General features: G+C 42.7%; 8 protein-coding genes. 6 read left to right on the forward strand and 2 right to left on the reverse strand.

What is annotated here, in order from left to right; translation table 11 throughout:
- Window positions 1-23: 23 nt before the first annotated feature.
- Complete coding sequence (psbQ, locus tag PN457_RS11025) at window positions 24-521, reverse strand: photosystem II protein PsbQ (protein ID WP_417006600.1); 498 nt, start codon at window positions 519-521, stop codon at window positions 24-26.
- Window positions 522-852: 331 nt separating this feature from the next.
- Here psbQ and PN457_RS11030 point away from each other — a divergent pair, with 331 nt between their 5' ends.
- On the forward strand, window positions 853-1,281 hold the full coding sequence (locus PN457_RS11030) for a hypothetical protein (RefSeq protein WP_271733347.1): 429 nt from the start codon (window positions 853-855) through the stop codon (window positions 1,279-1,281).
- On the opposite strand, the gene PN457_RS11035 is transcribed toward PN457_RS11030, so the two are convergent.
- Window positions 1,278-1,712 (reverse strand): thiol-disulfide oxidoreductase DCC family protein, encoded by a 435-nt coding sequence (locus PN457_RS11035; protein ID WP_271733348.1) that lies wholly within the window; start codon window positions 1,710-1,712, stop codon window positions 1,278-1,280. The two genes, PN457_RS11030 and PN457_RS11035, sit on opposite strands and share 4 nt — an antisense overlap.
- A gap of 164 nt (window positions 1,713-1,876) precedes the next feature.
- Between PN457_RS11035 and PN457_RS11040 the strand changes: the two genes are divergently transcribed.
- The 5 genes from PN457_RS11040 to PN457_RS11060 all read left to right on the forward strand — a co-directional run bounded on the left by PN457_RS11040 (window position 1,877) and on the right by PN457_RS11060 (window position 6,174).
- The gene (locus tag PN457_RS11040) at window positions 1,877-2,611 is read left to right on the forward strand and encodes a class I SAM-dependent methyltransferase (RefSeq protein WP_271733350.1); all 735 of its coding nucleotides are present in this window, start codon (window positions 1,877-1,879) and stop codon (window positions 2,609-2,611) included.
- Window positions 2,612-2,746: 135 nt separating this feature from the next.
- Window positions 2,747-3,064, forward strand: a complete 318-nt coding sequence (locus tag PN457_RS11045) for a hypothetical protein (protein ID WP_271733351.1) — start codon at window positions 2,747-2,749, stop codon at window positions 3,062-3,064.
- 237 nt (window positions 3,065-3,301) lie between these two features.
- Window positions 3,302-4,471 carry a n-acyl-d-glucosamine 2-epimerase gene (locus PN457_RS11050; RefSeq protein WP_271733352.1) on the forward strand — a complete coding sequence of 390 codons (1,170 nt, stop codon included), beginning with the start codon at window positions 3,302-3,304 and terminating at the stop codon, window positions 4,469-4,471.
- Between the two features lie 63 nt (window positions 4,472-4,534).
- A complete protein-coding gene (locus PN457_RS11055; RefSeq protein ID WP_271733354.1) occupies window positions 4,535-5,635 on the forward strand; it encodes a phosphotransferase enzyme family protein in 1,101 nt (366 codons plus the stop codon).
- The gene (locus PN457_RS11060) at window positions 5,632-6,174 is read left to right on the forward strand and encodes a DOMON-like domain-containing protein (protein ID WP_271733355.1); all 543 of its coding nucleotides are present in this window, start codon (window positions 5,632-5,634) and stop codon (window positions 6,172-6,174) included. Before PN457_RS11055 ends, PN457_RS11060 begins: the two co-directional genes overlap by 4 nt.
- The last annotated feature ends 323 nt before the right edge of the window (window positions 6,175-6,497 follow it).

Raw genomic sequence — 6,497 nt, forward strand, 5'->3', positions numbered from 1 at the left:
ATTCTAGCTAGTGCCTAATGTACTTATGATTTCCCACTGCTATCAGGAAGCAGTTGCAGGAATTGGTCAATATCTCCCAAAGCTGCTTGGTAGTTATTCAAAGCCGGCTGTGTATTACCCTGTCCAGCAGCTTCATCAATTTTAACTAAGTGGTTCAGCAAATCTCGGTTTTTTTCCCGTGCTGTGGGTTGGGACGAAGGCAGGAGATTGGGAATAATATAAGTCATGCTCAACCTAGCTTCTGTCATCGGACCATGTATAAAATTACCTACATTAATCCAATCCTTTTTTTCAATCAGGGTTTTTAGTTCTGCAGCGCGATCGCGCACAGCCTGAATTTTGGGAACATATTCCTGAATTCTCTCTAGTTGAGTTGCTGAGTAGGTTGGAGGTGCAACTGTGCCACTAGGACCACCACAGCTAATAAGTAATGTGGCTAATAATACTAAAATCAGCGAAAAAATCGAGCGTTGACGCGCCATAAACTGAATTGAATTTGTTTTGTATGTGCCGACTAACAGTGTAATTTTAGATCGTTGGGGTGATTTATCGTTCTACTTCACAAGGTATTTTCCTGAAAAATCTAGTTATGGGGGTTGGTATTTTGGCTTTATTCCATAATTACTGAGTACTTTGAGGAAAATTAAGTATAATTACTCAAGATAACCCTGAGCAGTCTCCCAAGACTTAATCAGCAGTTGTTAATCTCCAGAATTGTCAAGAAAGGGAAATTTTAAATTTGCTAAGTATCAAAGGTACTGATAAGCTCCAAACACTAATATAATCAGCCTTCTGGCGGTTTTTCTGTCCTAACATTCCCCATAGTTCCGTAAAATATAGGAGTGTTTTTTCGTGAACGCATCTGAACAAGCAACAAACCTTGAACTCGCCAGCAAGATTGCTACCGTAGTGAATTTGTTTAAATTGGAGTTTCCTGATGCTAAATCAGATCTCAAACCTTGGAAGAATGACCCAGATACCAGGGAGTTGGTAGATCCAGATTCTATAGACATCGGTTTTCACTTTCCGGGAATCAGCAAATCTTGGCGCAGTCGCAGTATCTTAATTCAAATCCGCTTTTACCAAGATCCCATAAGTGACTCACGGCGTGCCATTGGTTTAGAAGTTGCAGGTTTTGACCACCGTGGTGAGGCGTGGCGACTGTCTACAGTAGAAAACTGGAGTTTTGTCGGTATGTGTGAACCTGCTCCAGAAGTCGGTGACAAACTCAAGCAGATTTGTCGGCACATTTTAGAGGTGTTTAATAAACCTAGTGATTAAGACTCATTAATCAGGGGTCTTGGTGTTTTACACTTACCATCGACACAATAGGCTGATTGATAGGTACTCTCACGCTTGCCAAAAAGAGTATAACGGTGGTCGCGGATTTGTTCATAAAAGCGATCGCCCACCCACTTCATCCCAGGTAAACCCCGGTAAGCATCTACAAATACTCTTCCCATAGGTAATAACCTCCCAATCTCTTCAGCAGCGTCACTACCTTGCCAACGTCTTTGCGGTGTATCGCCATCAATTAAAATTAAAATCATCCCCAGTTGACAATCTTGGGGGGTAATTCCCCACCGTGCTAGTGTTTGTTCATCTTGCATGGGAACGTAGCGAAACAGCCTTCCTTGCTCTAGGGTTTCTAGTAATTGCACTAGGGTAACACAGAGATTACAGTTTCCATCGTAGATAACGTAGTAATTCATAAAATTGACTTCTTTGGATGGAGGTAGATAGGTAGTGAGGAAAATAAGTACAAAGACTGAGGCAAAAGTGTGACTTTTTGAGTGGAAATAAAACCAACATCTCCCCATTCCTCAATTAGGTACACTAGAATTTAATTCTAAATCATCTAGGAATACCAAAGAGAATGTCTAAAAAGCGTAATTCACCATTACCCAGTAATCTCTTTCCCTCCCAAACTCCCTATCAGTCAGAGAACTGGGAGGAGAGAGTCGCCCAGGTAGGGTATCGCTTTAACCGACAGTATCAAAAGCAAGACTTGGAATTACCAGCAGAAATACAGGAAATGCCCATATATCAAGAATGGGTAGCGGGGATTTTGTCAGGGAGAATTGTTTCTCCTTTTTGGGAAATTGCTCAACCGAAAAAAAACCAGCAATGTTTAGATATTGGCTGTGGTGTCAGCTTCTTAATCTATCCTTGGCGGGATTGGTCAGCATATTTTTATGGTCAAGAAATCAGCACTGTGGCGCGGGATACCCTCAATTCCCGTGGTCCCCAATTGAATTCTAAGCTGTTCAAAGGTGTAGAGTTGGGGCCAGCCCATCAATTAAACTACTCGCCCAACCAATTTGATTTGGCGATCGCTACAGGTTTTAGCTGCTACTTTCCCCTAAAATATTGGGATGCTGTGTTACTAGCAGTCAAGGGGGTGTTAAAACCAGAGGGACATTTTGTATTTGACATCCTCAACCCAGAACACCCTTTAGCAGAAGATTGGGCAGTTTTGGAAACATATTTGGGGGCTGAAGTATTTCTAGAACCGATAGCCGATTGGGAAAAAATCATCAAAGCTACTGGTGCAAAAATAGTGAAGCAGCAATCAGGAGAATTATTTGATTTATATAAAGTCAAGTTTTGATACTTTTCTAACTTTCAGAACTCCATACTGTATAACCTTAGGCTGAGGACTTAAGTATTGATCTTGAGAAGAATGAGGTCAGGTAGTAATCCACTGTGGATTATGCAGATGAACTCAATACAGGAGTTTTTTTTTATGGCTGATGCAATCCAAAACGTTGACCTAGATAGCACCATCTCCGCATTGCAAACAGACCTGACATCTATCCCTACAGACCAAGCCATGGCTATCATCAATACTTGGCAGCAACAACTCTCAGGAACTGACCTAGCTGAAGACTTGGGTGAACTGAAAGAGGCGCTCCTCAGTGGCGATGCGGCATCCATTGCGGATATTCTGGTTGACTTAGGTGAAGATACTCAAAGCGCAGCAGCTAACGCTACCGGTAACATAGCCGATAAAGTGCAGCGACTCGGAGAAATGCTTTGTCAAGCTGGTAATTCTTTGGGCTAGTTGTAAATCTTTTCCATTTCATCTAGGATAGCAGACATAATGGGCATGAGCAACTGTGTCTCTACCCACAGTAACCACTGTATACAAGCAAACAACCTAATAAGTTGTGTCCCTGAGTACATTGTGAACTGGCAAGTCTTAACTGATAATTGTTAAGGAACCTCACCCCCCTTTGATTTCCGGTCAAAGTCTCCCCTGGGGTGGGGTTCTTTTTCAGGTTCATACAACAGTAAATATATGGGCTACAACGGCAAAACCCTGGCGGAACTTTATCAAAATACACTCCTCAATGACGTACTGCCATTTTGGGAAACATATTCCCTGGACTGGGAGCATGGCGGCTATTTCACCTGTTTAGACCGCAGTGGTCAGGTTTATGACACAGATAAATTTATCTGGTTACAAAATCGTCAGGTGTGGACTTTCTCCATGCTATGCAACCAGCTAGAAAAACGGGAAACCTGGTTAGCAATTGCCAAAAATGGGGCGGATTTTCTGGCTCAACATGGCAGAGATACTGATGGTAATTGGTACTTTGCCCTTACCCGTGCAGGTCAGCCACTGATAGAACCCTATAATATATTTTCTGATTGCTTTGCCGCCATGGCATTTAGTCAATACGCCTTAGCTTCTGGCGCAGACTGGGCTAAAGATGTGGCGCTCCAAGCCTATAACAATGTTTTGCGCCGTCAGGATAATCCTAAAGGCAAATATAACAAGACCCATCCGGGTACTCGCCCCATGAAGTCCTTAGCTGTACCCATGATTTTAGCTAATCTCACTTTAGAAATGGCATGGCTGCTACCCAGTGAAACCCTTGAGAATGTCCTAGCTACCACTGTTAAAGAAGTGATGACGGGTTTTCTTGACCAGGAACGGGGACTGATGTATGAGAATGTCACCCCTAACGGTTCTCACATTGATTCCTTTGAGGGGCGGTTAATTAATCCCGGTCATGGCATTGAGGCTATGTGGTTTATTATGGATATCGCTAGCCGGAAAAATGATACTGATACTATTAATCAAGCTGTTGATGTGGTGCTAAATATCCTCAATTTTGCCTGGGATAATGAACACGGCGGATTATATTACTTTATGGATGCAGAGGGTCATCCCCCCCAGCAATTGGAATGGGATCAAAAACTATGGTGGGTGCATTTAGAATCTTTAGTTGCATTAGCCATGGGCTATCGCTTGACGGGGCGTGAGTCTTGTTGGCAATGGTACCAGAAAATGCATGATTATACTTGGTCACACTTTGCTGATCCTGAAGGTGGGGAGTGGTTCGGTTATCTCAATCGTCGTGGGGAAGTGTTGTTAAATCTCAAGGGCGGTAAGTGGAAGGGGTGTTTCCATGTACCCCGTGCATTGTATCTTTGTTGGCAACAGTTTGCAGCGCTCAGTTAACTGGGATTTTTCCCAGTATAGCCTCTGTGCAAGGTCTGTGGGGAGTGGTACAGGTAAAAGAAGATGACAAAAGAGATTAATTTAATTGCTGTTGCGGATAAATTCACACATCAAGGTCAGGTTGTAGCCATTCAGTCTTTGGGGAATGGTAATATTAATGAAACTTTTCTGGTAACTCTCAATTGTGCCAAGCTACAGCATTTTGTGTTGCAACGCATTAATACCCAGGTGTTTCGGCAGCCGGAATTGGTAATGCAGAATATGCGTATTGTCACAGATCATGTTGGCGATCGCCTTAAAGATAGCCCAGTTAATCGCCCCTGGAAGTTTCCCCGGGTTTTATCAACTGAAGATAGTCAAGACCTGTGGTTAGATGAGAATGGCCGCTGTTGGCGAGCTATTAGCTTTGTGGAAAATGCCCAATGCTTCGACACCCTGGAAGATAGTTACCGCGCCTCAGAAGTCGGCTATGCTTTGGGGATGTTCCATCATCTCATCAGTGACCTACCGCCAACAACACTAGCGGATACTTTACCAGGGTTTCATATTACACCACTTTATCTACAACAGTATGAGGAGATCCTGGCAAAAACTCACCCACACCTATCACCAGAAGTCAATTATTGTTTACAATTCGTTAGCTATCGCACCAGTTTTACAGATATTTTAGCAACTGCCATCAGTAAGGGTAAACTACCATTACGCCTGATCCACGGCGACCCTAAAATCAATAATGTGTTGTTTGATCGAGGGACTCACAAAGCAGTCAGCCTGATAGACCTGGATACCGTCAAACCGGGATTAATACATTATGATATTGGTGACTGCGTGCGATCGGGTTGCAATCCCCTGGGAGAAGAAACCCAGTATTGGGAACAAGTTTATTTTAATACAGAACTATGTCAGTTAATTCTACAGGGTTATCTGGCTGTGGCTCAAGGTTTTCTCACAGAGAATGACTACACCTACATTTATGATGCCATTAGGTTGATTACCTTTGAGTTGGGATTGAGGTTTTTTACTGACTATTTAGCTGGGAATATTTATTTTAAAGTCAAATATCCAGAACACAATTTGGCTAGGGCCTTAGTTCAATTTAAGCTGACTGAAAGCATCGAATCTCAAGAAACCACAATTAGCCAAATTATCCGAGATTTGAGATGAGAAATCAGACATTTTCCTTACTACCCTTTCCCTCACAGCAATTCTTACCCAATATACAGATTATAGGTAATATCCACCGATATGCAAATCAACTTACCCTGAATTACCAAGTTATCGGTGACTTACAACAGCTTGTGATTCCTCGTCGGTTATCAGATACACCGACCCGTCACCATGAACTATGGAAAAATACTTGTTTTGAGTTTTTCTTGGGTATTAAAGGTAATCCACAGTATTGGGAGTTCAACCTTTCCCCTGCTGGAAATTGGAACGTTTATCACTTTGATGGATACCGTCAAGGGATGAGAGAGGAAACAGCTTTTGATCTTCTTCCCTTCACTACCCAGTACCAAGGAGATAGTTTAACCCTGGTTGTGGATCTTGATTTGGGTCAAATCATCGTCATAGAACAGGAAATAGAAGCAGCAATTACTACTGTGATAGAAGATAAAAATAGTAATATTACTTACTGGGGATTAACTCATAGTGGGGTAGAGCCTGACTTTCATCGGCGAGATAGCTTTATGATTGATTTGTAACTGTGCGATTCGTTCTTCCTAAATGAGCATTTATGCTCAGGGACGGAAGGTAAGACTGGGTAAAACCAGAATCTTATAACTGTGTGTTCATGTGGGTGAGAATCCCACCCCCTAGGTGCAAGGGTGACAGCATCTTCCTTACGGTAGCGACTAGCCATCAATCTGTAAAGCACCGAGGAAAAGGCGTTCATACTGGGAGCCTAACCTGGTACACGTCGAGCAAAGTACCCATGAGTAGTCAACGAAGATGTGTTTGAAGCGTCGTTACCCTAAACCAGCCAAATCAGGCTGATAGGCTGGAACCAAAAGGTAAAGGATAAGGA

It is taken from the genome of Anabaenopsis arnoldii (genome assembly GCF_028331025.1).
In the GTDB taxonomy this organism is placed as follows: Bacteria; Cyanobacteriota; Cyanobacteriia; order Cyanobacteriales; family Nostocaceae; genus Anabaenopsis; species Anabaenopsis arnoldii.

Bases quoted from the DNA above. Each gene is read 5' to 3' on its own strand.
- PN457_RS11050 (WP_271733352.1), top strand. From the start codon at position 3,302: ATGGGCTACAACGGCAAAACCCTGGCGGAACTTTATCAAAATACACTC.
- PN457_RS11055 (WP_271733354.1), top strand. From the start codon at position 4,535: ATGACAAAAGAGATTAATTTAATTGCTGTTGCGGATAAATTCACACAT.
- PN457_RS11060 (WP_271733355.1), top strand. From the start codon at position 5,632: ATGAGAAATCAGACATTTTCCTTACTACCCTTTCCCTCACAGCAATTC.
- PN457_RS11045 (WP_271733351.1), top strand. From the start codon at position 2,747: ATGGCTGATGCAATCCAAAACGTTGACCTAGATAGCACCATCTCCGCA.
- PN457_RS11040 (WP_271733350.1), top strand. From the start codon at position 1,877: ATGTCTAAAAAGCGTAATTCACCATTACCCAGTAATCTCTTTCCCTCC.
- PN457_RS11035 (WP_271733348.1), bottom strand. From the start codon at position 1,712: ATGAATTACTACGTTATCTACGATGGAAACTGTAATCTCTGTGTTACC.